General features: G+C 54.4%; 28 protein-coding genes, 3 tRNA genes and 2 pseudogenes. 17 read left to right on the plus strand and 16 right to left on the minus strand.

Annotation, left to right across the window (positions count from 1 at the left end; all coding sequences use genetic code 11):
• Positions 1 to 57: 57 nt before the first annotated feature.
• A pseudogene (locus tag ACOTYB_RS01000) lies at positions 58 to 396 on the plus strand (FimD/PapC C-terminal domain-containing protein); the annotation flags it as partial.
• An 86-nt stretch (positions 397 to 482) separates the two neighbouring features.
• Positions 483 to 581, plus strand: a pseudogene (locus ACOTYB_RS01005) (hypothetical protein); the annotation flags it as partial.
• 41 nt (positions 582 to 622) lie between these two features.
• Here the strand turns inward: ACOTYB_RS01005 and deoD are convergent.
• The 4 genes from deoD to deoC all read right to left on the minus strand — a co-directional run bounded on the left by deoD (position 623) and on the right by deoC (position 4,946).
• Positions 623 to 1,342 carry a purine-nucleoside phosphorylase gene (gene deoD / locus ACOTYB_RS01010; RefSeq protein ID WP_220153549.1) on the minus strand — a complete coding sequence of 240 codons (720 nt, stop codon included), beginning with the start codon at positions 1,340 to 1,342 and terminating at the stop codon, positions 623 to 625.
• A 125-nt stretch (positions 1,343 to 1,467) separates the two neighbouring features.
• Complete coding sequence (gene deoB / locus ACOTYB_RS01015) at positions 1,468 to 2,691, minus strand: phosphopentomutase (protein ID WP_003856540.1); 1,224 nt, start codon at positions 2,689 to 2,691, stop codon at positions 1,468 to 1,470.
• Positions 2,692 to 2,744: 53 nt separating this feature from the next.
• Positions 2,745 to 4,067 carry a thymidine phosphorylase gene (deoA, locus tag ACOTYB_RS01020; protein ID WP_003856542.1) on the minus strand — a complete coding sequence of 441 codons (1,323 nt, stop codon included), beginning with the start codon at positions 4,065 to 4,067 and terminating at the stop codon, positions 2,745 to 2,747.
• 99 nt (positions 4,068 to 4,166) lie between these two features.
• Positions 4,167 to 4,946 (minus strand): deoxyribose-phosphate aldolase, encoded by a 780-nt coding sequence (gene deoC, locus ACOTYB_RS01025; RefSeq protein WP_003856543.1) that lies wholly within the window; start codon positions 4,944 to 4,946, stop codon positions 4,167 to 4,169.
• A 262-nt stretch (positions 4,947 to 5,208) separates the two neighbouring features.
• On the opposite strand from deoC, the gene ACOTYB_RS01030 reads away from it, so the two are divergent.
• Together ACOTYB_RS01030 and ACOTYB_RS01035 are read left to right on the plus strand one after the other, a co-directional pair.
• Positions 5,209 to 6,744: a YjjI family glycine radical enzyme gene (locus ACOTYB_RS01030; protein WP_100154513.1), complete on the plus strand. Its 1,536-nt coding sequence runs from the start codon at positions 5,209 to 5,211 to the stop codon at positions 6,742 to 6,744.
• Positions 6,719 to 7,579, plus strand: coding sequence for a YjjW family glycine radical enzyme activase (locus tag ACOTYB_RS01035; RefSeq protein WP_219989829.1), 861 nt, complete (start codon positions 6,719 to 6,721; stop codon positions 7,577 to 7,579). The genes ACOTYB_RS01030 and ACOTYB_RS01035 overlap by 26 nt, the downstream gene beginning before the upstream one ends.
• Here the strand turns inward: ACOTYB_RS01035 and ACOTYB_RS01040 are convergent.
• The 8 genes from ACOTYB_RS01040 to ACOTYB_RS01075 form a co-directional block, all read right to left on the minus strand.
• Positions 7,574 to 8,356: a TatD family hydrolase gene (locus tag ACOTYB_RS01040; RefSeq protein ID WP_104468785.1), complete on the minus strand. Its 783-nt coding sequence runs from the start codon at positions 8,354 to 8,356 to the stop codon at positions 7,574 to 7,576. The two genes, ACOTYB_RS01035 and ACOTYB_RS01040, sit on opposite strands and share 6 nt — an antisense overlap.
• The gene (locus tag ACOTYB_RS01045; RefSeq protein ID WP_220153548.1) at positions 8,353 to 9,405 is read right to left on the minus strand and encodes a patatin-like phospholipase family protein; all 1,053 of its coding nucleotides are present in this window, start codon (positions 9,403 to 9,405) and stop codon (positions 8,353 to 8,355) included. The genes ACOTYB_RS01040 and ACOTYB_RS01045 overlap by 4 nt, the downstream gene beginning before the upstream one ends.
• A gap of 122 nt (positions 9,406 to 9,527) precedes the next feature.
• Positions 9,528 to 9,689 carry a DUF1328 domain-containing protein gene (locus ACOTYB_RS01050; protein WP_003856556.1) on the minus strand — a complete coding sequence of 54 codons (162 nt, stop codon included), beginning with the start codon at positions 9,687 to 9,689 and terminating at the stop codon, positions 9,528 to 9,530.
• Between the two features lie 125 nt (positions 9,690 to 9,814).
• Positions 9,815 to 10,432, minus strand: coding sequence for a molecular chaperone OsmY (gene osmY, locus ACOTYB_RS01055; RefSeq protein WP_003856559.1), 618 nt, complete (start codon positions 10,430 to 10,432; stop codon positions 9,815 to 9,817).
• A 304-nt stretch (positions 10,433 to 10,736) separates the two neighbouring features.
• Positions 10,737 to 12,326 (minus strand): peptide chain release factor 3, encoded by a 1,590-nt coding sequence (gene prfC, locus ACOTYB_RS01060; RefSeq protein WP_003856562.1) that lies wholly within the window; start codon positions 12,324 to 12,326, stop codon positions 10,737 to 10,739.
• 92 nt (positions 12,327 to 12,418) lie between these two features.
• A complete protein-coding gene (gene yjjG / locus ACOTYB_RS01065; protein WP_003856564.1) occupies positions 12,419 to 13,096 on the minus strand; it encodes a pyrimidine 5'-nucleotidase in 678 nt (225 codons plus the stop codon).
• 19 nt (positions 13,097 to 13,115) lie between these two features.
• Positions 13,116 to 13,559 carry a ribosomal protein S18-alanine N-acetyltransferase gene (rimI, locus tag ACOTYB_RS01070; protein ID WP_003856565.1) on the minus strand — a complete coding sequence of 148 codons (444 nt, stop codon included), beginning with the start codon at positions 13,557 to 13,559 and terminating at the stop codon, positions 13,116 to 13,118.
• Positions 13,528 to 13,941, minus strand: a complete 414-nt coding sequence (locus ACOTYB_RS01075) for a DNA polymerase III subunit psi (protein WP_047052526.1) — start codon at positions 13,939 to 13,941, stop codon at positions 13,528 to 13,530. The genes rimI and ACOTYB_RS01075 overlap by 32 nt, the downstream gene beginning before the upstream one ends.
• 102 nt (positions 13,942 to 14,043) lie before the next feature.
• Between ACOTYB_RS01075 and rsmC the strand changes: the two genes are divergently transcribed.
• The 4 genes from rsmC to ACOTYB_RS01095 all read left to right on the plus strand — a co-directional run bounded on the left by rsmC (position 14,044) and on the right by ACOTYB_RS01095 (position 15,537).
• The gene (gene rsmC / locus ACOTYB_RS01080; RefSeq protein WP_023324121.1) at positions 14,044 to 15,072 is read left to right on the plus strand and encodes a 16S rRNA (guanine(1207)-N(2))-methyltransferase RsmC; all 1,029 of its coding nucleotides are present in this window, start codon (positions 14,044 to 14,046) and stop codon (positions 15,070 to 15,072) included.
• A 145-nt stretch (positions 15,073 to 15,217) separates the two neighbouring features.
• Positions 15,218 to 15,304 (plus strand) — tRNA-Leu (locus ACOTYB_RS01085).
• 28 nt (positions 15,305 to 15,332) lie between these two features.
• Positions 15,333 to 15,418: transfer RNA gene (locus tag ACOTYB_RS01090), tRNA-Leu, on the plus strand.
• Positions 15,419 to 15,450: 32 nt separating this feature from the next.
• A tRNA-Leu gene (locus tag ACOTYB_RS01095) sits at positions 15,451 to 15,537 on the plus strand.
• Positions 15,538 to 15,579: 42 nt separating this feature from the next.
• Here the strand turns inward: ACOTYB_RS01095 and ACOTYB_RS01100 are convergent.
• Positions 15,580 to 15,849, minus strand: a complete 270-nt coding sequence (locus tag ACOTYB_RS01100) for a DUF1435 domain-containing protein (protein WP_026080652.1) — start codon at positions 15,847 to 15,849, stop codon at positions 15,580 to 15,582.
• 216 nt (positions 15,850 to 16,065) lie between these two features.
• On the opposite strand from ACOTYB_RS01100, the gene ACOTYB_RS01105 reads away from it, so the two are divergent.
• On the plus strand, positions 16,066 to 17,130 hold the full coding sequence (locus tag ACOTYB_RS01105; protein WP_003856569.1) for a GGDEF domain-containing protein: 1,065 nt from the start codon (positions 16,066 to 16,068) through the stop codon (positions 17,128 to 17,130).
• A 95-nt stretch (positions 17,131 to 17,225) separates the two neighbouring features.
• The gene (gene fhuF, locus ACOTYB_RS01110) at positions 17,226 to 18,014 is read left to right on the plus strand and encodes a siderophore-iron reductase FhuF (RefSeq protein WP_003856570.1); all 789 of its coding nucleotides are present in this window, start codon (positions 17,226 to 17,228) and stop codon (positions 18,012 to 18,014) included.
• A 77-nt stretch (positions 18,015 to 18,091) separates the two neighbouring features.
• Here fhuF and ACOTYB_RS01115 read toward each other — a convergent pair whose 3' ends face one another.
• Positions 18,092 to 19,438 (minus strand): PTS cellobiose transporter subunit IIC, encoded by a 1,347-nt coding sequence (locus ACOTYB_RS01115; RefSeq protein WP_003856571.1) that lies wholly within the window; start codon positions 19,436 to 19,438, stop codon positions 18,092 to 18,094.
• Positions 19,439 to 19,766: 328 nt separating this feature from the next.
• On the opposite strand from ACOTYB_RS01115, the gene ACOTYB_RS01120 reads away from it, so the two are divergent.
• Complete coding sequence (locus tag ACOTYB_RS01120) at positions 19,767 to 20,225, plus strand: YbaK/EbsC family protein (protein ID WP_003856572.1); 459 nt, start codon at positions 19,767 to 19,769, stop codon at positions 20,223 to 20,225.
• Between the two features lie 37 nt (positions 20,226 to 20,262).
• Here ACOTYB_RS01120 and bglJ read toward each other — a convergent pair whose 3' ends face one another.
• Both bglJ and ACOTYB_RS01130 read right to left on the minus strand, forming a co-directional pair.
• Positions 20,263 to 20,895, minus strand: coding sequence for a DNA-binding transcriptional activator BglJ (bglJ, locus tag ACOTYB_RS01125; RefSeq protein ID WP_003856573.1), 633 nt, complete (start codon positions 20,893 to 20,895; stop codon positions 20,263 to 20,265).
• The gene (locus ACOTYB_RS01130; RefSeq protein ID WP_003856574.1) at positions 20,892 to 21,629 is read right to left on the minus strand and encodes a helix-turn-helix transcriptional regulator; all 738 of its coding nucleotides are present in this window, start codon (positions 21,627 to 21,629) and stop codon (positions 20,892 to 20,894) included. The genes bglJ and ACOTYB_RS01130 overlap by 4 nt, the downstream gene beginning before the upstream one ends.
• A gap of 390 nt (positions 21,630 to 22,019) precedes the next feature.
• On the opposite strand from ACOTYB_RS01130, the gene ACOTYB_RS01135 reads away from it, so the two are divergent.
• The 6 genes from ACOTYB_RS01135 to dnaC all read left to right on the plus strand — a co-directional run bounded on the left by ACOTYB_RS01135 (position 22,020) and on the right by dnaC (position 25,674).
• Positions 22,020 to 22,796 (plus strand): threonine/serine ThrE exporter family protein, encoded by a 777-nt coding sequence (locus tag ACOTYB_RS01135; RefSeq protein WP_003856575.1) that lies wholly within the window; start codon positions 22,020 to 22,022, stop codon positions 22,794 to 22,796.
• The gene (locus ACOTYB_RS01140; RefSeq protein WP_003856576.1) at positions 22,787 to 23,260 is read left to right on the plus strand and encodes a threonine/serine exporter; all 474 of its coding nucleotides are present in this window, start codon (positions 22,787 to 22,789) and stop codon (positions 23,258 to 23,260) included. The genes ACOTYB_RS01135 and ACOTYB_RS01140 overlap by 10 nt, the downstream gene beginning before the upstream one ends.
• Before the next feature lie 44 nt (positions 23,261 to 23,304).
• Positions 23,305 to 23,757 (plus strand): MarR family winged helix-turn-helix transcriptional regulator, encoded by a 453-nt coding sequence (locus ACOTYB_RS01145; RefSeq protein ID WP_032608457.1) that lies wholly within the window; start codon positions 23,305 to 23,307, stop codon positions 23,755 to 23,757.
• An 84-nt stretch (positions 23,758 to 23,841) separates the two neighbouring features.
• Positions 23,842 to 24,270, plus strand: a complete 429-nt coding sequence (locus ACOTYB_RS01150) for an organic hydroperoxide resistance protein (RefSeq protein WP_003856578.1) — start codon at positions 23,842 to 23,844, stop codon at positions 24,268 to 24,270.
• 124 nt (positions 24,271 to 24,394) lie between these two features.
• Positions 24,395 to 24,940, plus strand: a complete 546-nt coding sequence (gene dnaT / locus ACOTYB_RS01155; RefSeq protein WP_003856579.1) for a primosomal protein DnaT — start codon at positions 24,395 to 24,397, stop codon at positions 24,938 to 24,940.
• Positions 24,937 to 25,674: a DNA replication protein DnaC gene (gene dnaC, locus ACOTYB_RS01160; RefSeq protein ID WP_003856580.1), complete on the plus strand. Its 738-nt coding sequence runs from the start codon at positions 24,937 to 24,939 to the stop codon at positions 25,672 to 25,674. The genes dnaT and dnaC overlap by 4 nt, the downstream gene beginning before the upstream one ends.
• Positions 25,675 to 25,708: the final 34 nt, after the last annotated feature.

The following is a 25,708-nucleotide window of genomic DNA, read 5'->3' on the forward strand; positions in this document are numbered from 1 at the left end:
CTTGAGGCTATCCCGCCGAAAAACACCGATAAACATATGTGGATCGGCTTTAACCTGAGTCAGGATCTGCCCAACGGCATCAAGAACATTTCTGTCGCCCATACAGCCTTCAGGGAGCTGGATTTCAAAGTACTGAATACCCGTCGCGTAATGCTCGAAGTGAAACGTGCAGACGGCTCGTGACTGTCAAAAGGGACCAGTATCGTGGATGAGAAAAACAACTACCTGGTCAGCGCGGTGGACAGCGGGCGCGTTTTTGTCACTGATATGTCCAATAGCTCGGCACTTTATGCCGTTGACGATAATATGCAGCGCATCTGCCGCATCGATTAATCCCTGAGTGAGACTCAGGACAAAGAATCGTTTTATGAAACTGCTAAAGGAGTCTGTAAATGAAACACCTGGGTAAACATTTACTGATGACTTTTTCGCTAATGGCTACGCTTTTTACGCCTGCCTCATGGTCCGCCGATGAGTGCCTGCTCACCCTCACCCCGGTGCTGAGTGACCGCCAGTTTAATTACGTAGGTGATACGGTGACGCTGGAAAGCAATTTGATGTGGGAAGTGTTGACGAAGTAAGCACCATAGGGGGCAAACCTGCCCCCCTGAAGAAAACGAAATTACTCTTTATCGCCCAGCAGAACGGATTCCAGCGCGATTTTGATCATGTCGTTGAAGGTGGTCTGACGCTCGGCAGCGGTAGTCTGCTCGTGAGTACGGATATGGTCAGACACGGTGCAAATAGTCAGCGCTTTCGCACCGAATTCAGCCGCCACGCCGTAGATACCGGCCGCTTCCATTTCCACACCCAGAATGCCGTATTTTTCCATCACGTCGAACATGTCGCCTTCTGGCGAGTAGAACAGATCGGCAGAGAACAGGTTGCCCACGCGCGCGTCTACGCCCAGCGCTTTTGCCGCGTCAACCGCGTTACGCACCATGTCAAAGTCAGCAATGGCCGCAAAGTCATGATCTTTAAAGCGAATGCGGTTGACTTTAGAGTCGGTGCACGCGCCCATGCCGATCACCACGTCACGCAGCTTAACGTCCATGCGAACCGCGCCGCAGGAGCCGACACGGATGATTTTCTTCACACCGAAATCGGTGATCAGCTCTTTGGTGTAGATGGAGCAGGATGGGATACCCATGCCGTGACCCATCACGGAGATTTTGCGGCCTTTATAGGTACCGGTGAAGCCCAGCATGCCGCGCACGTTGTTCACTTCACGCACGTCTTCGAGGAAGGTTTCTGCAATGTGCTTCGCGCGCAGCGGGTCGCCCGGCATCAATACGACGTCAGCGAAATCATCCATTTCTGCATTAATGTGAGGAGTTGCCATCTTCAGTTCCTTTTACATTGTTGTTTTTGCCGGGTGGAGGCTGCGCCTTACCCGGCCTACATTCTGTTTTCCCTCTCCCTGTGGGAGAGGGTCGGGGTGAGGGCATCAGGCCTCACCTAATCCGTTTAGAACATAGCCTTGCCATATTCCATGTCAGACGTACCAAAGTATTTCGCAATCGTCTGGCCGATGTCCGCGAAGGTTTCACGGTGACCCAGCGAGCCCGGTTTGACTTTCGGGCCGTACACCAGCACCGGAATGTGCTCACGGGTGTGGTCGGTACCGGTCCAGGTCGGGTCACAGCCATGGTCAGCGGTCAGGATCAGAATGTCATCTTCCCCCACCAGCTCCATCAGCTCTGGCAGACGGCGGTCAAACAGCTCCAGACCCGCAGCATAACCGGCGACGTCGCGACGGTGGCCCCAGGAGGAGTCGAAGTCCACGAAGTTGGTGAAGACAATGGTCTTATCGCCCGCTTCTTTCATCTCTTTGATGGTAGCGTCGAACAGCGCATCCAGACCGGTCGCTTTGACCTTTTTGGTAATGCCGCAGTTGGCGTAAATGTCCGCGATTTTACCCACGGAAACCACGTGACCGTCTTTCTCGTCGACGAGTTTTTGCAGCACGGTCGGCGCCGGTGGCTCCACGGCCAGATCGTGACGGTTGCCGGTACGCTGGAAGTTACCCGCTTTGTCGCCGATAAACGGACGCGCGATAACGCGGCCAATGTTGTAGCCGCCTTCGGTCAGCTCTTCACGGGCGATTTCGCACAACTCGTACAGTTTATCCAGGCCAAACGTCTCTTCATGGCAGGCGATCTGGAACACGGAGTCAGCAGAGGTATAGAAAATCGGCTTGCCGGTTTTCATGTGCTCTTCGCCGAGCTGGTCCAGAATCACGGTACCGGAAGAGTGGCAGTTACCGAGGTAGCCCGGCAGGTTGGCGCGCTTCACCAGCTTATCAAGCAGCTCTTGCGGAAAGCTGTTCTCGTGATCGGAGAAGTAACCCCAGTCGAACAGCACCGGCACGCCGGCGATTTCCCAGTGGCCGGACGGAGTATCTTTACCGGAAGAGAGCTCGTGCGCCCACGCGTAGGCGCCCACCACTTCCGCGTTACCGTCCATACCGGCTGCGATCTTACCGGTAGAGCCTTCATGCGCTTTTACCAGCCCCAGACGGGTCAGGTTTGGCAGGTTCAGAGGGCCTTTACGACCGTTGTCCGCTTCGCCTTTTGCACAGGCTTCCGCGATGTGACCCAGGGTATCGGAACCCACGTCACCAAATCGTTCTGCATCTTCGGTTGCGCCGATGCCGAATGAGTCCAGCACCATAATAAATGCACGTTTCATAATTGTTCTCCGTACTTAGTGCTTCATAAAAATGCGATCAGATCAGTATACCGCTATTCAGTGATACGACGATAGACCGTCGGTGTGGTTTCCGGTGCTTTATCGTCAAGAGATATTGCCGCCTTCACCGCTTTCGCCGCGTCCTGCCAGCTGGCTTCATCTTTCGCGTGGATCACCGCCAGCGGGCGTTGGCCGTCAACGCTGTCGCCCAGACGGGCCATATCGGTAAAGCCGACGCTGTAATCAATGGTGTCCGATGCCTGACGACGACCGCCGCCCATAGACACGACAGCCATGCCGAGCGCGCGGGTATCCATAGCCGAGACAAAGCCTTCGCTATCCGCATAGACCGCTTTGCTGAGCATCGCGGTGGGCAGGTATTTCGCGTAGTTTTCCACGAAGTCGGTCGGGCCTTTCTGCGCCGCCACCATCCGACCAAAGATCTCCGCCGCTTTGCCGTTGTCCAGCACCGCCTGAAGCTTCGCGCGCGCGTCAGCGTCGTCTTTGGCCAGCTTGCCGGAGATTAACATCTCAACGCACAGCGCCATGGTGACATCGAACAGGCGCGGGTTACGGTATTCGCCTGTGAGGAACTGCACAGCCTCGCGGACTTCAACCGCGTTACCGGCGCTGGAGGCCAGCACCTGGTTCATGTCCGTCAGCAGTGCGGTGGTGCGCACGCCCGCGCCGTTGGAAACGCCAACGATCGCTTCGGCCAGCGCCTCAGAGAGTTCATAGGTTGGCATAAACGCGCCGCTGCCCACTTTCACATCCATCACCAGCGCATCCAGACCTTCCGCCAGTTTTTTGGCAAGGATAGAGGCGGTGATCAGCGGGATGGAGTCTACAGTCGCGGTAATGTCACGCGTCGCGTAGAAACGCTTGTCAGCCGGAGCAAGAGAGCTGGTCTGGCCGATAATCGCCACGCCAACGTCTTTAATAATGTCGCGGAAGCGGTTGTCATCCGGGAAGATATCGAAGCCCGGAATGGCTTCCAGTTTGTCGAGCGTACCGCCGGTGTGGCCCAGGCCGCGCCCGGAAATCATCGGGATGTAACCGCCGCAGGCTGCCACCATCGGGCCAAGCATCAGGGAGGTCACGTCGCCCACGCCGCCGGTGGAGTGTTTGTCCACAATCGGGCCGTTGAGGTTGAGGCTTTTCCAGTCCAGAACGGTTCCTGAATCTCGCATCGCCATGGTCAGCGACACGCGCTCAGGCATCGACATATCGTGGAAGAAAATGGTCATCGCCAGAGCCGCAATCTGCCCTTCAGAGATGGTGTTATCACGAATGCCATTGATAAAGAAGCGGATTTCTTCGTCGCTTAATGCATGACCATCACGTTTTTTACGAATAATTTCTTGTGCGAGAAACACGGTAACCTCCATGCGGAATCGGGTGAATGGCGGCGGGTATGTTGACCCGCCCCACGATCCTTTAGGCCGGGTTAGCGTAGCACCACCCGGCAATTCAACTTAGTAGCTGCTTGCGCTCTTACCGTCGCCGTGACCCAGCGCTTTCAGCAGGCTGGCCAGCAGGCTGGACGCGCCGAAGCGGTAGTGGCGGGAGTCCGCCCAGTCGGCGCCGAACAGCTCGTCGGCAATCGCCAGGAACTGCTGTGCGTCTTCTGCGGTACGCACGCCGCCTGCCGGTTTGAAGCCAACGGTTTTGGACACGCCCATATCACGGATGACTTCCATCATGATGCGTGCGCTTTCCGGGGTAGCGTTGACCGGCACTTTACCGGTAGAGGTTTTAATGAAATCCGCGCCCGCTTTGATGGAGATTTCAGACGCCTTACGAATCAGCGCCTCTTCTTTCAGCTCGCCGGTTTCAATGATCACTTTAAGCAGCACGTTTGCCGCCGCACACGCGTCTTTACAGGCTTTCACCAGGTCAAAACCGACCTGCTCGTTGCCGGCGATCAGCGCGCGGTACGGGAATACCACGTCAACTTCGTCTGCGCCGTACGCAATCGCCGCGCGGGTTTCTGCCAGCGCGATCTCGATATCGTCATTGCCGTGCGGGAAGTTAGTTACGGTGGCAATGCGCACATCCGGCGTGCCCTGCTCTTTCAGCGTTTTGCGGGCAATCGGGATGAAGCGCGGATAGATACAAACGGCGGCGGTGTTACCCACTGGCGTTTTCGCCTGATGGCACAGGGCGATGACTTTTTCATTGGTGTCGTCATCGTTCAGGGTGGTCAGGTCCATCAGTTTCAACGCGCGCAGGCTGCTTGCAGTTAAATCGGTCATAACATTCTCCAACGGCAGTGCCGTATAAATTTTACCTTGCGGGTCTGTGAGTATTCTAACATTCACCCGCATCCACACTTCGACATTCATCACAGTTAATGAAAACTGTGTGCAAATTTGCATTACTGTAATGAGATATGCTTCAAATTTTAGTGCGTTAATTGCTGACTAAATCGGCGATATCCCCTTTCTGATCAAAAGCGCCACCAGGCTGGCTTCCTACAATTCGTTCACTATCCGCAGAACAACCAAGGAAGTGAACATGCCCGACGCCCTGCAACAACGTTGCCAGCACATTGTGACCAGCCCGGTGTTAACCCCAGAACAAAAACGTCATTTTCTGGCGCTGGAAGCGGAGAACAATCTGCCCTATCCCGCTCTGCCAGAGGCGGCCCGCGCCGCACTGAACGAGGGATTCATCTGCGACATGTTCGAAGGCCATGCGCCTTACAAACCGCGCTACGTGCTGCCGGACTACGCTAAATTTCTGGCTAACGGCTCAGAATGGCTGGAGCTGGAAGGGGCGAAAGATCTGGATGATGCCCTCTCGCTGCTCACTATCCTTTATCACCATGTTCCGTCCGTCACATCGATGCCGGTCTATCTGGGCCAGCTCGATGAAATACTCAGCCCCTATGTTAAAATTTTAACACAGGATGAAATCGATAGCCGAATAAAACGTTTCTGGCGTTACCTGGACAGAACGCTGCCCGATGCGTTTATGCATGCCAATATCGGCCCGGCGGATACGCCTGTCACCCGAGCCATCCTTCGCGCGGATGCAGAACTAAAGCAGGTTGCGCCGAACCTGACCTTTATCTACGACCCGGATGTAACCCCCAGCGATCTGCTGCTGAGCGTGGCGAAAAACATTTGTGAATGTAGTAAGCCGCATATTTCTAATGGCCCGGTGAATGATAAAATTTTCACAAAAGGTCGCTATGGCGTGGTGAGCTGTTACAACTCCCTGCCGCTGGCGGGCGGCGGCAGCACGCTGGTGCGCCTAAACCTGAAAGCGATTGCGGAACACAGCCGCTCACCGGAAGACTTTTTCACCCGTACCCTTCCCCACTACTGCCAGCAACAAATCGCGATCATTAATGCGCGCTGCGATTTTTTATATGAACAATCCGGCTTCTTTGAGAATAGCTTCCTGGTAAAAGAGGGGCTGATTGATGCCGATCGCTTTGTGCCGATGTTTGGCATGTACGGTCTGGCCGAAGCGGTGAACGTGCTGTGCCAGAAAGCAGGCATTACGGGACGTTACGGTAAGAACGAACAGGCCAATGCGCTGGGCTACCGCATCAGTGAACAGCTTGCGGCGTTTGTCGAAAACACGCCGGTGAAACACGGCTGGAAGCAGCGCGCGATGCTTCATGCGCAGTCGGGGATCAGCTCTGACTCGGGCACCACGCCGGGCGCGCGCCTGCCCTACGGCGACGAGCCGGATCCCATCAGCCACCTGCTGGCCGTTGCGCCGCACCACAAGCACTACGCTTCCGGGATCAGCGACATTCTGACGCTGGATGAAACGGTAAAACGTAACCCGCAGGCAGTGGTCCAGCTCTGTCTCGGCGCGTTCAGGGCGGGGATGCGCGAGTTTACCGCCAACGTTGCGGGTAACGATCTCGTGCGCGTTACCGGCTATATGGTGCGGTTATCGGATCTGGAGAAGTACCGGGAAGCCGGATCGCGCACCAACACCACCTGGCTCGGCGAGGAGGCCGCGCGCAATACCCGTATTCTGGAACGTCAGCCGCGCGTGATAAGCCATGAACAGCAGATGCGCTTTAGTTAGTCAGGTCATACCCTTCTCCTGCGTGGACGGGCCGGGCAGCCGCCTGGCGTTGTTCCTCCAGGGCTGTAACCTGCGCTGCAAAACCTGCCACAACCCGTGGACGATAGGGCGCTGCAACGACTGCGGCGACTGTGTACCCCACTGTCCGCATGATGCGCTGACGATTCAGGCCGGGCGCGTCTGGTGGCAGGAGAGTCACTGTCAGCAGTGCGACACCTGTCTGCACCTGTGTCAGAAGCAGGCGACGCCGATGGCGCAGCGCTATAGCGTCGAGGAGATCCTCTCCCGGGTGCTCACGTCCGCGCCGTTTATTGAGGGCGTGACCGTCAGCGGGGGTGAGGCCACCACGCAGCTGCCGTTTTTGGTTGCGCTGTTCACCGCGATCAAAGCCGATCCGTCCCTGCACCATCTGACGTGCCTGGTGGACAGCAACGGCCTGTTAAGCGAAACCGGCTGGCAAAAGCTGTTTCCGGTGTTTGACGGCGCGATGGTGGATCTGAAAGCCTGGGGCAATGAACATCACCGTTTTCTGACCGGGCGCGAAAACACGCTGATCAAGCAGAGCATCCGCTGGCTGGCCGATCGTCATCGCCTGACGGAGCTGCGCCTGCTGGTGATCCCCGATCGGTGTGATTATCTGCAACATCTGCCATCGCTGACCGCTTTTATCCACACGTTGGGGAACGTTCCGGTGCGGATCAACGCGTTTCATGCCCATGGGGTTTACGGGGAGGCGGCGCGATGGCGGAGCGCCACGCCGGAGGACATCGAGCCGCTGGCGCGGGCCCTGGAACGGCAGCAGATCACGGTGATCCGCCCGGCCCTTTATCTATAGCGTGATGCCGAAGACCGCTCGGGTATTTTCCAGCAGCGCGCTGGCAATCACATCTTCAGGCTCCTGACGCAACTCACACAGCACATCAAAAACGCGCGCCGCCTGCTCCGGGCGGTTAGGCTGGCCCTGAAAACCATTCAGCGGCATGTCAGGCGCATCCGTTTCCAGCAAGAGCGAGGTCAGCGGGAGCTGTGCCATCACATCACGGGTTTTGCTGGCACGCGGATAGGTAATGGTGCCACCGACGCCAATTTTATAGCCCAGCTCGATAAAACGCTGCGCCTGCTGAAGGCTTCCAGCGAAACCATGGACCACGCCCCTGCGCGGCACGTCGATGCGCTTCAGGTGCATCGCCAGTTTGTCATGGGTACGTCTGGAGTGGAGGATCACCGGCAGATCGTGGCGCTTTGCCAACCGGAGCTGCGCGTCCAGAATCGTCTGCTGGCGTTCAAACTGCGGATCTTCACGATAGAGATCGAGGCCGATCTCACCGATGGCAACCAGCTTCATATCCGCGTTTTGCAGCGTGGCATCCAGCCTGTCGAGATGGTCATCAAGATGGTGCTCAATAACGATCGGATGCAGACCCAACGCGGCATACAGCGCATCGTGCCCCCGGGCAAGCGCCAGAACTTTGTCGAATCTCGCCGCTTCAATAGCGGGCACAATAATGGCTCTCACACCGGCCTCAGCCGCACGCGCAAGACTGGATGTTTCCTCCCCGCTAAACGGCGGGAAATCAAAGTGGCAATGGGTATCGATAAAGCAGTGCGTCACGCCAGATCCTCGTTATCGAGTAAGCCATCGTTGGCCTGCGGCGCGTCCACCAGCGGCACCGCCACCGCGTCATTGGCCACAACGGCAGGCGGCAAAATGATGCTTTTATGCCGATGAAGAGGCGGTTGCTCGGCCAGCATTTTACCGACGGTCGCCAGGAAGTAACGCCCGCACAGCCGCCCCGTTTTGTAATCCATACGCAACGCAGGCAGCCGACTGCCCAGCGCCATGCTCAACAGCGGCTTAGGCGGATAAATTTCAAAGATGCGCAGCTTGCCCGGTGGTTTTTCAATAAAACGCTGCATCGCGCCGTAGGTGGTTTCATGCTGCTTCGCGATATTCACCAGCGGTTGCAGGCTGCTGTCGCCCAGCCAGCGTTCCATCCGCTTAAACCACTGTGGGGTGTAATACATCTGCGAAGGCACCGTGCGGATCACCACAATGGTTTTTGCCCCGCGCCGCGCCGCCTCCTGTACCGGCACCGCGTCGCTGATACCACCGTCAAGATAGCTTATCCCCTCCAGCAACGCGCCGGTGCGGTAGAATCCCGGGATCGCGCTGGATGCGCGGATGATATCCAGCCAGTTCTCTTTCTGCGGCGAAAAGTAACCCGGCGAATAGTCATCGCCACGGCTGGCGCACATCCAGAACTCTTTGCCGGTATCGAACAGTCGTGACGCGGTATCCATGGCCAGCGGCATCTGGCTGGAGGTGGCATCCAGTAACCAGTCGAGATCGATCAGGTTCCCGCCGCGCACGAAGCGTACCGGATTGAAGAATTCTTTCGAGGTGGTATAGCGCATAATCACTTTGCGCGCATAGCCGGGCTGGTTGCAGACATAGGCGGAGAGGTTCTGCGCCCCGGCAGAGGTGCCGAAATAGAGATCGAACGGGTTGAATTGCGCGCGCATAAATTCGTCGAGCACGCCGGCGGTAAAAATACCGCGCTGCCCGCCCCCTTCACAGACCAGCGCAAGCTGGCCTGCATGAAACGGTTTTAACGTCAGCGGCGCAATATTGCCGAGCGTAACGGGAATTCGTTGCCCCACCTCTGCCTTCCTGTTTTCATTATTGTGATGAGACACAGTAACGCACTTCCCCGGTGGTTCTCAAACGAGAAAAAGCCAGTCACGAGGACTGGCTTGAGTTTGTTTAGTAAATATTGCGTTTGCTACGGGCGACGTCGACCCGTAAACAGGCTGACCAGGAACAGAATAATACCGACGACGAAGACAATTTTCGCTGCCCATGCCGCGGTACCCGCCAGTCCACCAAAGCCCAATGCGGCGGCAATTAACGCGATAACCAGAAATATAATGCCCCAACGAAACATAAGCCTCTCCTTTACCATAGTTAATGTCGGCCGCTAAACGTGAGCGCTCAGGTCACTCACCGGCTTTTCCAGAATCGTTTTTATTTCGCCCGCGGTTTTAAGCCTTACGGGCGAATGGTACTGCTTTACTTCGTTTTCAGATCGTTTTTGACGCTTTTCACACCATCAATAGCTTTCGCAATTGACTCGGCACGATCGCTTTGTGCCTGATTCTCAACCGTACCGGACAGCTGGACCACACCATCAGTGGTTTCAACTTTCACCATACGGGATGGCACGATGTCGTCAGCTAACAGTTTAGCTTTGATTTCGCTGGTAGTTGCTGCATCTCCGGCATAGCCCTTCACGGACGATTCTTTACTGTCACGTACGTGCAGTTTGTCGCTGACGGAGCTTACGCCCTCAACACCTTTCGCCACTTTAACGGCTTCTTCAGCCTGGGTCTGGCTTTCAACGAAACCGCTCAGGGTGACAACCTTGTTGTCGGTTTTTACAGAAATATCGGTGCTCTTAATGGAGTCGTGATCCACCAGTGCGGCTTTCACTTTTGCTGTGATTGAGCTGTCATCCATGAAATTACCGACTTTATTCATAGAGCTATCGATTTTTTCCCCTGCGGTATTGGCGGAACTTTGCGCTTTATCCATGGTGCTGGATTCCGCCAGAGCAGAACCGCTTACCAGGACACTACCCAACGTTACAGCCAGCAGAGTTTTAGAAATCTTCAGTCTTGTCATATTCATCGATTTATTCCTGTGTTTTGCCCATTATTTGGGCGACATACTTCCCTAAATCTTGGTTTTATATATTGCGAATTAACACCGGGGCAAAATGGAGAACCAATGAACATGCATTGAACAGTTAATTCATCCACGCCCGGTGCTAAACACTGAGTTAAATATAGATCACAATCAGAGGGGTGCATTCAGAATTGGGGAAAAAACGAACGAATAGCGAAAAATTGCGGTGAATTAAGAACATTCCGCAAGGGTTTAATAACACAGGAATTAAAGAAGAGCACGGCGGCTGCCGTGCTCTGAGAGGGAATTAATGCTCGCGCGTTTTGCGGAACTGAACATCAGGATAACGTTCCTGCGTCAGGTTCAGGTTAACCATGGTCGGGGCGATATAGGTCAGGTTATCGCCACCGTCCAGCGCCAGCTGAACTTCGTTCTTACGTTTAAATTCTTCGAATTTCTTCACGTCTGAACATTCAACCCAGCGGGCGGTCGCCACGTTCACCGATTCGTAAATCGCTTCCACGTTGTACTCGCTCTTAAGACGGGCAACCACCACGTCAAACTGGAGCACACCCACCGCGCCCACGATCAGATCGTTGTTAGCAATAGGGCGGAACACCTGTACAGCCCCCTCTTCGGAAAGCTGGACCAGGCCTTTCAGCAGTTGCTTCTGCTTCAGCGGATCGCGCAGGCGAATGCGGCGGAACAGTTCCGGCGCGAAGTTCGGGATACCGGTGAACTTCATCATCTCGCCCTGCGTGAAGGTATCGCCAATCTGAATGGTACCGTGGTTGTGTAAACCAATGATGTCACCCGGATAGGCTTCTTCTACATGCGAACGGTCGCCTGCCATGAAGGTCAGCGCGTCGGAGATCACCACGTCTTTACCGATACGGACCTGACGCAGCTTCATGCCCTTCTCGTACTTACCGGAGACCACGCGCATAAAGGCAACGCGGTCGCGGTGTTTCGGGTCCATGTTGGCCTGAATTTTAAAGACGAAGCCGGAGAACTTCTCTTCCTTTGCTTCTACTTCGCGGGTGTCGGTTTTACGCGGCATTGGCTGCGGGGCCCACTCCACCAGACCGTCGAGCATATGGTCAACGCCGAAGTTGCCGAGGGCGGTACCGAAGAAGACCGGGGTAATTTCACCGCTCAGGAACAGCTCTCGATCGAACTCGTGCGACGCGCCTTTAACCAGCTCCAGCTCATCGCGCAGCTGCGCGGCCAGCTCTTCACCGACCGCTGCGTCCAGATCCGGGTTGTCCAGACCTTTCACGATGCGCACTTCCTGAATGGTGTGACCCTTACCGGTCTGGTACAGGTAGGTTTCGTCTTTATAGAGGTGGTAAACCCCTTTGAACAGCTTGCCGCAGCCAATCGGCCAGGTGATTGGCGCGCAGGCAATCTTCAGCTCGTTTTCCACTTCATCCATCAGCTCCATCGGATCACGGATGTCACGGTCGAGTTTGTTCATAAAGGTGAGGATCGGCGTATCGCGCAGACGGGTGACTTCCATCAGCTTGCGGGTACGATCTTCAACACCTTTCGCGGCGTCGATCACCATCAGGCAGCAGTCCACCGCCGTCAGGGTACGGTAGGTATCTTCGGAGAAGTCTTCGTGCCCCGGGGTGTCCAGCAGGTTCACCAGACAGTCGTGATACGGGAACTGCATCACGGAGGTGGTAATCGAAATACCACGCTGCTTTTCCATCTCCATCCAGTCGGATTTAGCATGCTGGCTGGAGCCACGGCCTTTAACGGTACCCGCGGTCTGGATCGCCTGTCCGAACAGCAACACCTTCTCGGTGATGGTCGTTTTACCGGCATCCGGGTGCGAGATAATGGCAAAAGTGCGGCGTTTGGCCACCTCTTGCAGATAAGGAGACAACGTCATAATCAATTCTTCTTAGGTAAGCGCGGCAGCAGGCCGCGCATCATGGAATACGAAAAATGCGGCTATTTTACCCATCAACAGGGGGCAGGCAATCATTGTTTACACAGGAGCTGCTCCAGTTCGTTCAATGACGTAACGGTCCAGGTCGGCTCGATGCCTTCCGGCAGCATGCGGCCATGCGCATTCAGCCAGACGGTCGACAGGCCCGATCTCATACCTCCCAGAATATCAGATTCTGCCGTATCCCCCACCATCAGCACGCGATCGCGGTCAGGATTGCCCGCTTGCGCCAACGCATAATCGAAAATACGCGGATCCGGCTTCGGTACGCCCACCTCTTCGGAGATCACCAGCGCGTCGAAATGATCGCGCAGGCCGGTGCGTTCAAGGCGAATCTGCTGAAGCGCGGTAAAGCCGTTGGTAATGATCCCAAGCTTCACCTTCCCTTTCAGCGAATCCAGCAAAGAAACGGCGCCGGGCAGCGGCGCGCAGATATCCGCCATCGCATTCAGGAAGGCCTCGTTCAGCACCCCAGGACTCACGTTTAACCGTTCAGCCCACACGTCAAAACGCTGATGCTGAAGCTGTAACGCGGTGATGGCTCCGTTCTGGTAATCCACCCACAGCGGTTTGTTCACCGCCTGATAGTCCTGAAAATCTTCCGCGGTGAACGTCACGCTATAGTCGAGAAACATCCGCTGTAGGCCGCCGAACGAGTCAAACGTAAACAGCGTTTCGTCGGCATCAAAGAAAATCCAGTCCCATTTCATCGTTACAACCTTATTTTCGTTATCCAATCGGCAGAGCCATGATAATGGCGTCTTCACGTCCCTCTGCGGTGGGGTAGTAGTTACGGCGGATAGTCGCCTCGTTGAAGCCTAAGCTTTCATAGAGCGCGATGGCGGCGACATTGGACGCGCGCACCTCCAGCCACAGGGTGAAAACGTCACGGGTTTCCAGCTCACGAATGAGGTGCTCAAGCAGTTCCCTGCCCAGCCCGCGGCGCTGGTATGCGGGATCGACCGCGATATTAAACAGCGTCGCCTCGTCCAGAACGACCTGCGTGATGGCGAACGCAGCCATCGCACCGTCAACGTCCAGGCGGAGATTTAAATAGCGTTCGCCCTGATTGCTGGCAAACGTCTTTTCGCTCCACGGAAAGGCATGGGCGCGGGTTTCAATCGCGAACGCGGTGGTCAGGTCAGCCGTCGTGAGGGAAGAAATCGTGTTCATATTCGCAAATTTGTTGCCATAGCGCGCTACGCGCTTTTGGGTTGGCTTTCAGTTCGTCCAGCGCTGGAGAACTGATCTGGCTTCCTTCAAGGGGTAGCTCATCCACAGCCCCGATTCGCCAGCTGTTACAGCGGCTGTCAGGGGGAAGCATCGCGACGCTTTCGGGCGCCAGCTGTAATACCTGATCGTGGGTCACCTTCAGGCTGCGAAGGACATCCTCAATCAGGGGCTCGTTCAGGGCAGGCGGCGCTTCTGCCACCATCACCAGGCGGACATGCGCAGGGATGGAGATGGCTATTTCGCCCCGCAACGCCGTCGGGCGACGCAAAGCCCACTGGGTGATGCCCAGTTGCTGCAACTGCCAGTCTCGTCGGGATGTCATAGCGAAAACTCCTGTCTCTCAGGCGCGCAAATATAGCAAATGTGTCGAAACTGCGCCATCTACCTACTATAATCCCCGCCTGAGTTTATTGAGGAACAATTCATGTCTGCATTTACCCCGGCAAGTGAAGTCTTGCTGCGTCACAGTGATGATTTCGAAGAGAGCCGTATTCTGTTTGCCGGAGATATGCAGGATGACCTGCCCGCACGTTTCGACTGTGCTGAAAGCCGTGCCCACACCCAGTACTATCACCACTGGCAGGTGCTGAGCCGTCAGATGGGCGAGCGCGCGCGCTTTAGCCTGGCGGCGGAGCAGAGCGATATTGCTGACTGCGATACGCTCATTTACTACTGGCCAAAAAACAAGCCGGAAGCCCAGTTCCAGCTGATGAACCTGCTTTCTCTGCTGCCGGTCGGCTGCGATATTTTTGTTGTCGGTGAAAACCGCAGCGGGGTGCGTAGCGCAGAGCAGATGCTCGAAGCCTGGGCACCGCTGACGAAAATCGACAGCGCCCGTCGCTGCGGCCTGTACCATGGTCGTCTGGAAAAACAGACCACCTTCGATGCCGACGCCTTCTGGGACGAGTACCAGCTTGAAGGCCTGACCATTAAAACCCTGCCGGGCGTGTTCAGCCGTGATGCGCTCGATACGGGCAGTAAGCTGCTGCTGTCCACCCTGACGCCTCATACCAAGGGCAAAGTGCTGGACGTCGGCTGTGGCGCGGGCGTGCTGTCAACGGTTCTCGCCAGTCACTCACCAAAAGTGCGTTTAACCCTGTGTGACGTGAGCGCTCCGGCGGTAGAAGCCAGCCGCGCCACGCTTGCTGCGAATGGCATTGAAGGCGACGTGATTGCCAGCAACGTCTTCTCCGACGTGACCGGTCGCTTTGACATGATCATCTCTAACCCGCCGTTCCACGACGGAATGGAGACCAGCCTTGAAGCGGCGCAAACGCTGATCCGTGGCGCAACCCGTCACCTCAACAGCGGCGGTGAGCTGCGTATTGTGGCGAACGCCTTCCTCGCATACCCGAAAGTACTGGATGAAACCTTTGGCTTCCACGAAGTGATCGCCCAGACGGGCCGCTTTAAGGTCTATCGCACCGTGATGACGCGCCAGGCGAAAAAGTAACCCCCCCGGTCCGGCGATGGCTGACGCTGCCATCGCCCAATTTTGCAGCAATCAAAACAACGTGCGCAATTTTCTGTTGACGTAAAGCTGAAAACATCTAGAATGCGCCTCCGTGGTTACGATACTTTTACAGTGTCGATGGTATGCGAAGGTGGCGGAATTGGTAGACGCGCTAGCTTCAGGTGTTAGTGTCCTTACGGACGTGGGGGTTCAAGTCCCCCCCCTCGCACCATAAATCACGTTGATATTGCTCGCACTGGGCGAAGGTGGCGGAATTGGTAGACGCGCTAGCTTCAGGTGTTAGTGTCCTTAGGATGTGGGGGTTCGAGTCCCCCCCCTCGCACCAACGAGGCGATATCAAACCAGTAAGATGACTGTGCGAAGGTGGCGGAATTGGTAGACGCGCTAGCTTCAGGTGTTAGTGTCCTTACGGACGTGGGGGTTCAAGTCCCCCCCCTCGCACCAATTATCTTACATCCTCTCAGCAGTCCCTCTTATTTTTCTCTTTTATTTCAAACTCATCAGAATCACCAGCAGTCCACTGATTAGCGCCACGCATGAAGGCAGCAGGACATAATGCCGTAACTGTTTGTGCCAGATCATCGCGGATGTCACCAGCAAGCCTGAAACAATCATTGCTTTCCAGACATCAATGGGGAGATCGGCAAACATCAGCCCACCGATAATGGAACCAGGCAGTAATATTCCCCACCCACTTCCCAGCGCTTTGCTCAACATGGTTTCACCTCTCGCACTGATAATGATAACCAGTATCATATGATAGAGATTATCACTTGTCAGCAGGCGACGTAAGAAATTGCGCCAGCAATTGCTTTCCCATAATGACAGAGAATGTGTAAGGTGATAAATTGCCCACCTGTTAACTTCCGATAAAGTTTTTCTGATAATAAAAATTCAATTTTGTAGCGACCAATATTACACAACAACACCTTGCTCATTGTTTTAATTGAGTTTTAATAAAAACGCACGCATATGACATCACAATCCTGGCTGTCTTTAGTCAACAAGAAATATCAGCTATCTTTACGTTTGTTTTTATTTCTGAACGCCGCATCAGCATTGTTCTCGGTAACAAATCCTCTCTATTCCGTGCGTGTGTTATCAGTCCCGCTCTTTGCCGTACTGACTATCAGCACAGGCTTACTTATCTGGCACTGGAAAAACAGCACGCGAAAAATAAATATCCCTGTTGTTTCAGCTATTTTTGGTCTTTTATGGGCTTGGCAGATCGTCTCTAAATTTCTGTTAATCACGCACGATCACGCGACCTATTTAATGATGGCGCTATTAACAGTGCTTTTTATAGGGTCTCTGGCGTTCGCGAGTAATATTAAAGCCTTTACGTTACATTCATTTCCCGCCTTTATATCCTGCCTGTGGCTTAGCCCGTCCGAAAACTGGCTGAGAATGGCCTATTTTTTCGCGCTGCCGGTGGTCGCCATTGGTATCCATCATGTTCTTCAGCGGCGCAATGACCGTTTCGCCCAGGAGCTGCTTTCCGAACTGCTGGAGGAGCGCGAAACCCTGACCGATCTTAGCATGATGGACCCGCTCACCGGCCTGTATAACCGTCGCGGGCTGCAAAGCCGGCTGGAGAACCTTCCCAGGCCTGACGCTGGCGAGCACTTCGTGCTGCTGATGGATATCGACCACTTCAAAGCCTACAACGACCATTACGGCCATATGATGGGCGATCAGGCCTTGATCAGGGTCTCGGCTGCGATACGCGACGCCGTGCGCTCACGCGATGTTGTCGCCCGGTTTGGCGGGGAAGAATTTATGGTGCTGTTGAGTAACATCCCGCTGGAGCAAGCGCGCCAGACGGCTGAACGCATACGTCAGAAGGTTTACGATCTTAAAATCCCCCATATGTTTAACGAAAGCGTCGCCACTAACGTGACCATCAGCATCGGCATCGCCATGTTCGAAGGTGAAGACGTTGAGGGCGCGCTGGCGAAAGCGGATAAAGCCCTCTATGAAGCCAAGCATATGGGACGTAACAGCATTCTGCTGAGCGAAGAGCTTCATACTGCCTGAAACCGCCTTCACAGCGCCAGGATAAAACGCTTGCGCTTGGTTTTATCTATAGTTAGGATTGGCAATCATTATCATTTAGATTTGTAATCCACACTATGGCGACTCGTACCGCACACATCGTTGAGCCCCTGCTCTGGCGAGCTCCACTCTCCGCCGGGGAAACGACGCTTGCGGATGCCATTCGGGAAAAAATTGCCGTAACGCGCGCCCATCTGCTGGATTTCATCAAACTGGATGAAGCACCGCCGCATCATGCGCTGACGCTGACTGAGTGGCAACGTCCTGCCGAGCTGCGGTCGCTGCTGGCAACCTATTCCGACCATATTTATCGTAACCAACCTACCCTGACGCGGGAAAATAAACCGCTGTTATCCCTCTGGGCACAGTGGTATATCGGGCTGATGGTGCCGCCTGTCATGCTAGCCCTGCTGACCCAGGAAACGATGCTCGATCTCTCGTCGGAACATTTTCATGTTGAATTTCATGAAACCGGGCGCGCTGCCTGTTTCTGGATTGATGTACATGAAGATCCGAGCGCGAGACACCTGTCAGCGCAGGCGCGTATGGAACGGCTGATTACAAGAGCGCTGGTTCCGGTCATTGATGCGCTGGAAGCGACGGGAGAGATTAACGGCAAACTGATCTGGAGTAATACCGGGTATCTTATCCACTGGTATTTAACGGAAATGAAGCCGCTGCTCGGCGACGAGAAAGTGGATGCACTGCGTCAGAGCTGTTTCTTTGCCAGACAGCTGTCGGATGGACGGGATAACCCTCTTTACCGCACCGTGGTTCCGCGTGAGGGACTTCTGGTACGTCGTACCTGCTGTCAGCGCTACCGTCTGCCGGACGTCCAGCAGTGCGGCGATTGCACGCTTAAGTAGTCTGGCCCGGCCTGATACCCGCAGTGAGAGAGAACAAACACTAAAAACGGCAACCTGCGTTGCCGTTTTGCTTTTACCTAAGCGACCTGCTGATTTTCCTCTTCTCCATTACGCTGTGCTTCTTCCGCTTCCTGCTGAAGCAACTGTTTCTCGTACACCTTGAAGAACGGGAAATAGATAATGGCGGAAACGCAGGCCAAAACCAGCACCAGAATGGCTGCACGGAAATCCCAGCCCAGCGCCCAGGCGGCACCAACCGGAGCCGGTGCCGTCCACGGCACGACGGAAATCACGCGGCCAATCAGATCAAACTTCATCGCTGCCCATGCCAGCACGGCATTAACCATCGGCGCCAGCAGGAAAGGAATAAAGAACACCGGGTTCATCACAATCGGCGTACCGAAAATCACCGGCTCATTGATATTGAAAATGCTTGGCACCACGCTCAGACGTCCAATAGAGCGCAGGTGCGCGGAGCGGCTACGCAGATAGCAGAACACCAGACCCATCGTCGCCCCCGATCCGCCGATAACGATAAAGAACGTCCAGAAGGCTTCCATAAAGATGTGTGGCAAAGGCTGGCTTGCCGCCAGCGCGGTCTGGTTCGCCCCCAGGTTCGTCAGCCAGAACATTTGCAGCATCCCGGAGACAATCGCCGCGCCGTGGATCCCGGCAAACCACAGCAGGTGGCCAATCAGCACCGCCAGCAGGATCGCAGGCAGCGAGTCAGCCGCAGAGACCAGCGGTTTGAATATCGACATGATGGCCTGTGGGATCAGCATACCGAACTGCGACTGGATCAGCAGACTCAGCGGATAGAGCGTCAGCACCACCACCAGCACCGGGATCAGCAGATCAAACGAGTTTTTGATCATCGGCGGAACCTGGTCTGGCAGGCGGATCCCGATATTGTGTGCTTTCAGGAAACGCATCATCTCAACGCAATAGATCGCCACCAGAATCGCGGTGAAAATACCGGTCCCTCCCAGGCTATCGACCGGCAAAGCGCCTTTGGTTTTAGGGGCGGCGACCAGCAGGAACGCCATCAGCGACAGCATCGCGCACATGAACGGATCCAGCTGATGGGTTTTAACGTAATGTTTGCCCAGGTTGTAGGCAATAGCCGCACAGATATAAAGGGACATCACCCCCATTGTCATATCAAACGGCGTCAGAATTTGGCCTTCAAACTGCTTCGCCATATCCAGCCAGGCGCGAGCAAAACCCCAGGTGGTATCAGGCGAAAAAGGTGGGTAAGCGAACACTAACAGAAACGAGCCCACAATCATAAACGGCATCGCTGAGATAAACCCGTCACGAATAGCCATAACGTGACGCTGGGAAGAGATGCGCCCGGCAATAGGGCTAACATAATTTTCAACGAAGCGGAAAATCAGATTAAATGCAGCATGGTTGGCAGACATAGCAGATCTCCTGTCATACGTTCGTTTCGGACGTTCTCACGTCACACGTTGTTCCATACATCAGCGTCACAACCTTGCCGGATCGTGTACCTGCGGTACTGCTCAAACGGAATGGTTTCATAATTAGCTCTTATTATTAGATACAGGGGAAGTTACACACTCAGTATTAATCTCTGCATCACGCTCTGCAACCGGTTACTGTAACCGGTTTCTGTGAATGTGAAGGCGATCCAGAAATCGCCCCAGACGGATATTTGTTACTTAAGGGATATTTACAGCGACTAAATTCTTATGACAGATTACGCAGGATATTTGTCAGGAGGAATCAATGAGTTTGCAGTCTGTACAACAGTTTTTTGCCGAACACGCTCCGGATATAGAGATCATTGAGCTTAACCAAAGCACAGCGACTGTTGCCCTTGCTGCTGCCGCGCACAACGTTGAACCCGGCCAAATTGCCAAAACGCTGTCACTAAAAATTAAAAATGACGTGATTCTGGTGGTTGCAAAAGGCGATGCGCGTCTGGATAACAAAAAGCTTAAAGAGACATTCGGCGCAAAAGCCCGCATGCTCAGCAGCGATGAGGTAGTCACCCTGACAGGTCATCCTGTTGGCGGCGTCTGCCCTTTCGGACTGGAAAACCCGCTTTCTGTTTACTGTGACATCACATTAAAACAATACGCGGAAGTGTTACCCGCAGCGGGCGCCATCCACAGTGCGGTGCGTATATCGCCCGACAGAATGGCGGAACTGACCGCAGCAAAATGGGTGGATGTGTGCATTTGAACGATGCGCCAGAAGAACTCTGGCGCATCATTTAACGCTAAGAGAATGAAGGAACGGTGAGAGCGGAACGACGAACTTCCCGGGCAGGGAGATGCGCCAGGATATCCGCCGCATCCAGTAATCCCACGTCAGAATTGACGCCCAGCTTTACCATGGCGTTAAACTTATGCGCCCGGATAGTTTTAATATTGCGTTCAAGCTGTGCTGCAATTTCAGGGATCGAAAAACCCGATGACATATAACGCAGAATCGCCCTCTCGGTTGGGCTTAACATACGATTGCTAACACACCAGTGATTGTACATGTTGTCGTTCACCTGATGCGTTTCGCTGAGTAATGTCTTCAGGCCCTCCATTAGCTGCTTTAGCGGAACCGATTTACTGATGATTCCATGCAAGCGAGAAGGCGAAAGATGGCTGACCAGCCTCGCCTCCATTTCGTCAGAGGCCAGCACAATACGCTGGACGTCGCTGTGGGTGAAGGTGAGATCCCGTAAACAGGCAAGACAGTTTCTCCGCTCCTCACGCTCATCAGACAGTGAATAGATAACCGCATAGAATGAGATATCCGAGAGCGCCGCTTTAAAGCTGGCGAATCTGCTAAACAGGTGCACCTGGTAATGGCTCAGGCTGGGCATCGCAAAGAGATGCTTCAGCCCCACAGCGCTCATTGAGCAGCTTTCGATGACGGCGATATGTCTTGTTGCAGTGGTCTTTTCCATTCCTCAAACTCTCCATAAGCCGACATTAAACTGAGTTCTCGCATTCCCTGGGTACTGCTTATCCACGCGTACATATCGGCATTACTGCGAAGTGATAAGCGACGCATTGCACTGTTTTTCTGTGCGCTGATCGTTTTATTACTTTTATTCAGTAGTGTGGCAATTTGGTTGATTCCCCAACCTTTACCGAGTAAACGCAACACCTTGCGTTCAGAGTGAGTGAGTGCAATCATTTGCTCACTTTCCTCTTCAATATCGGGCGTTTCCGGTATTAATAACGTCTGGCTTATTCGCTCGGCACGTTCACTGCCCGCGCGAATAGCGTTAATGACGCCTTCAATAGGCTCCATATCTGAAAGCAGCGTGCTTTCCGGACGCATAAGAAGCTCTACTGCAAGCGGATAAAGAGGACGCGAGACAAGGAATATCCAGTGAATATCCCGATACTGATTCATTAATCCATAATACTGCTCAAGCGTGCCGCGAGGATTACGATACTCACCCGAAATATCGGCAATAACGACCCCGGCGCGACGCAACTGAAGTAGCGTCAACTCCTGCATCGAACGGCAGTACGTTATCTCAAAATCGGGAAAATGACGCGACATGACGCCACCTAACCCATTTTGCATAACCGGCACTCTGCTAATCACAACTCCGTGTTTACCATTCAATGGCAACATAGACCCTCCATGTCATGAATTCATTATTTAAGAACGAACTAACCCTACGAGGTTAAACACGTTTGTATTCCTTAGTACAAAACGGCTTAATATTCGTAAACCAGAAGAAATGTCACATGGGTTATGAAACGCCCAATACAGTCTTAATATCGCATAAAGACTACAAGAATTTAATTCTGGTTGTGTGAAAAGATCGAAAATATGAAATTAGAAATACTTAATATATTTTTTTTATTAATTCTCGTCACATATTCATTAAATAAATAAAGATACGACCTCTTCGCCATGCTGGACACGCAACTGATCGCACAAATGTTGATCTGGCCCAGCGCAAAGGGCCCTGCCCTTTGTGTTAAAAGTAAGCAATCTCTCTTCTCTTCAGGGCGTTTCATGCAGGCAGATCGGTCTACGCAACGTGCTACCACGCGGCTATGTATTCAGTGCGGACTTTTTCTCTTACAACACGGGGCAGAAAGCGCCCTCGTCGAAGAACTTTCCACACGCCTTGGGCTGGCGCTGGGGATGGACAGCGTTGAGAGCTCCATCTCGTCAAATGCCATTGTACTGACCACCATTAAAGACGGACAGTGCCTCACCTCCACTCGTAAAAATCATGACCGCGGCATTAACATGCACGTCGTGACGGAAGTGCAGCACATTGTGATCCTTGCTGAACACAGGCTGCTCGATCTGCGGGAAATAGAGAAACGCTTCAACCAGATCAAACCTCTCCGGTATCCACGCTGGCTGGTTGTGCTGATGGTGGGACTCTCCTGCGCCTGCTTCTGCAAGCTCAACGCGGGCGGATGGGACGGCGCTGTCGTGACATTCTTTGCCAGCAGCATCGCGATGTATGTCCGCCAGTTGTTGACGCACAGGCAACTGCATCCGCAAATTAACTTCTGCATCACGGCATTTGTGGCGACAACCGTATCCGGCCTGCTTTTGCGCCAGCCTTACTTCGCCAGCACGCCTACTGTTGCGATGGCCGCCAGCGTATTGCTGCTGGTGCCGGGTTTTCCCTTAATCAATGCCGTCGCTGATATGTTCAAAGGCCACATCAACACCGGTCTGGCGCGCTGGGCGATAGCCAGCCTGCTGACGCTGGCGACCTGTATCGGGGTGGTAATGGCCATGACACTCTGGGGGTTACGCGGATGGGCGTGATCGATTTTCTGCTCGCACTGGCGCAGGACATGCTCCTGGCAGCCCTTCCCGCCGTTGGCTTTGCGATGGTGTTTAACGTCCCGCAGCGTGCATTACCCTGGTGTGCGCTGCTGGGTGCCATTGGCCACGGCTCACGTATGATCATGATGACCGCGGGCTTTAATATCGAATGGTCGACGTTTATCGCCTCCATGCTGGTCGGCAGCATCGGTATTCAGTGGTCCCGCTGGTATCTGGCGCATCCGAAGGTGTTCACCGTGGCGGCAGTCATTCCTATGTTCCCGGGTATTTCAGCCTATACGGCGATGATTTCCGCCGTCAAAATCAGCCACTTTGGCTACAGCGAACCGCAGATGATCCTGCTTCTGAGCAACTTCCTTAAAGCCTCGTCGATTGTGGGCGCGCTCTCCATCGGCCTGTCGATCCCCGGCTTATGGCTTTACCGCAAACGTCCACGCGTATAATAAAATAGCTTGCAATTGTATTGCGCACTATCTATATTCATTTCATGGATGCAAAAATGAACGACACCACTAACGCGCTTCTGCTGGATAACCAGCTCTGTTTTGCCCTCTATTCGGCAAATCTGGCGCTTAACAAGCTCTACCGGCAACTGCTGGCGCCGCTTAACCTGACCTACCCGCAATACCTGGTGATGCTGGTGCTGTGGGAGCAGGATGATATTACGGTATCAGACATTGGCGAGCGGCTGTTCCTGGATTCCGCCACGCTGACGCCCCTGCTGAAACGCCTGGAAAGTGCAGGATTAATCTTCCGCCAGCGTTCCCGTCAGGATGAGCGTCAGGTCGCCGTCACCCTGAGCGACGCGGGTCGGGCGCTGCAACAGCAGGCCGTGACGATACCCCACGCCGTGGGCTGTGCAGCGCAGTGTGATACCGACACCATGCTGGCGCTCAAGCACCAGCTCGAACTTTTGCGCCAACAGCTTCATCGCGCGTAAGGCTATACTTTACGCGCCTGATTTTAACTTAATACATCGTGCGCTATTTAATAGTGCATATAAACGTAAGATGAGGAACCTGCCATGTCTTTAGAAAAAGTTGTTTACACTGCCAAAGCCAAAGCAACCGGAGGCCGTGATGGCCGCGCAACGTCTTCCGATGGCGTTCTGGATGTCAAACTGGGTGTCCCCAAAGAGATGGGTGGCATGGGGGGTGAAGTAACCAACCCTGAACAGCTGTTCGCTGCGGGCTACTCCGCCTGCTTCCTGGGCGCAATGAAGTTCGTTGCGGCACGCGACAAATTCGCTCTGCCAAAAGATGCCTTTATTGAAGGCGAAGTGGGGATTGGCCCGCTGCCAACCGGTTTTGGTATCGAAGCGAAGCTGAACATCCACGTTGAAGGGATGGACGCAGCGGAAGCCAAAAAACTGGTGGATGCGGCGCATATCGTCTGTCCGTACTCTAACGCGACGCGCGGCAATATCGACGTGACGCTGAACATCATCGCGTAATCAGCTCCTGTGATTTTAGCCCCGGTAAGCGTAACGCCGCCGGGGAAATCCTCTCCTTTCCTCTCCTCTCTCTGTGCTACCATAACCCTCAATCACGCCCGTAGTAATCAGTTGAGAAAGTGTTATGTCCTCCAGAATCCTGACCACCAGCATTGCTGGCATTGATGCCTTTATGCGCGATCCTCGCGGTGTGTTGACGCACGCCGAAGGCGGCACGCTCGCGGTATTTGCCGACAACGCCCCGGCGTTTTATGCGGTCACGCCGGAACGTCTGGCGCAGCTTCTGGAAATTGAAGCGAAGCTGTCGCGCCCGGCGAGCGATGTCATGCTGGATAATCAGTTTTTTGACGAACCCGCCAGCGCTCCGGTGGCCGTTCCAATGGGGAAATTTCCCATGTACGCCGGTTGGCAGCCGGACGCCGATTTTCAGCGGCAGGCGGCCTTATGGGGAATAGCCCTCGCGCAGCCCGCGACGCCAGAAGAGCTGGCGGCCTTTACCGCTTACTGGCAGGCTGAAGGAAAAGTCTTCCACCATGTTCAGTGGCAGCAAAAGTTCGCGCGCAGTCTGCAAATCAACCGCGCCAGCAACAATGGCCAGCCAAAACGTGATATCAATGCCTTTTCAGAACCGGACAAAAAAATCCCTGATGGATTCCGAGGTGCGAAATGAAAAACGTCGGCGACCTGATGAAACGTTTGCAGAAGATGATGCCCGCCAACGTGAAGCCCGCCTTCACCACCGGTGAAGAGCTGCTGGCGTGGCAAAAAGAGCAGGGTAAAATTCGCGCGGCTGCCCTCGCCCGCGAAAACCGCGCGATGAAAATGCAGCGCACCTTTAACCGCTCTGGCATTCGCCCTCTGCACCAGAACTGCTCCTTCGAGAATTATAAGGTCGAGTCGCAGGGGCAGATGAACGCCCTCAACCAGGCGCGCCAGTATGTGGATGAATTTGACGGCAACATTGCCAGCTTCATCTTTAGCGGAAAACCCGGCACGGGGAAAAATCACCTTGCGGCCGCTATCTGCAACGAGCTGCTGCTGCGCGGGAAGTCAGTGCTGATTATCACCGTGGCCGATATTATGTCCGCCATGAAGGACACCTTCAGCAACCGCGAAACCAGCGAAGAACAGCTGCTGAATGATTTAAGTAACGTGGATTTGCTGGTCATCGACGAGATCGGCGTCCAGACGGAGTCCCGCTACGAAAAAGTGATCATCAACCAGATTGTCGATCGCCGTTCGTCGTCAAAACGCCCAACAGGTATGCTGACGAACCACAATATCGACGAGATGACCCGACTTCTTGGCGAGCGGGTAATGGATCGCATGAAGCTGGGTAACAGCCTGTACGTCATCTTCGACTGGGACAGCTACCGCAGCCGCGTCACCGGCAAAGAGTATTAAGATATTTCCAGGGAGCGCCGGAAGAGCAGAGGTA

Origin of the sequence: Enterobacter cloacae complex sp. IR5450 (assembly GCF_049238665.1) — a bacterium.
GTDB lineage: Bacteria > Pseudomonadota > Gammaproteobacteria > Enterobacterales > Enterobacteriaceae > Enterobacter > Enterobacter hormaechei_C.